Here is a 301-nt window from a genome sequence, read left to right as displayed (position 1 = left end):
GGGGCCAAGATGACCGGCCGTCGGAGGCGAGATCGCCGACCCACGCAATGACCTCGGGGTCGAGATACTGGAGCCGGACCGGGCGGCGGGCGTGGTCATGCCGGTGCACGTCGAAAACTCCCTCCTCCCCGGGTATGATTGTCCGCGGGCCGCGAATGTCGGTCGCGGCGCGGGCCGCGCGCAGCTTGGCACCGTCAGTGGAACCGGCCCGGTTGCGAGCATCCGCGAGCACCAGCGTCGGCGTGAACTGGCGGGAGGGGTTGTCGTGCAGGTCTGGATCGGCGCGCGCCCGGGACATCTC

The 301-nt window shown here is 71.1% G+C and carries 1 pseudogene; it reads right to left on the bottom strand.

The features are described 5' to 3' along the window. A pseudogene (locus tag MKK75_RS28760) lies at positions 1-301 on the bottom strand (amino acid ABC transporter substrate-binding protein); the annotation flags it as partial.

The sequence above is a fragment of the Methylobacterium sp. J-030 genome, from assembly GCF_022829545.1.
In the GTDB taxonomy this organism is placed as follows: Bacteria; Pseudomonadota; Alphaproteobacteria; order Rhizobiales; family Beijerinckiaceae; genus Methylobacterium.
The sequence above is the reverse complement of the archived record's forward strand: the minus strand, read 5'-3'. Positions and strand labels throughout refer to the sequence as shown.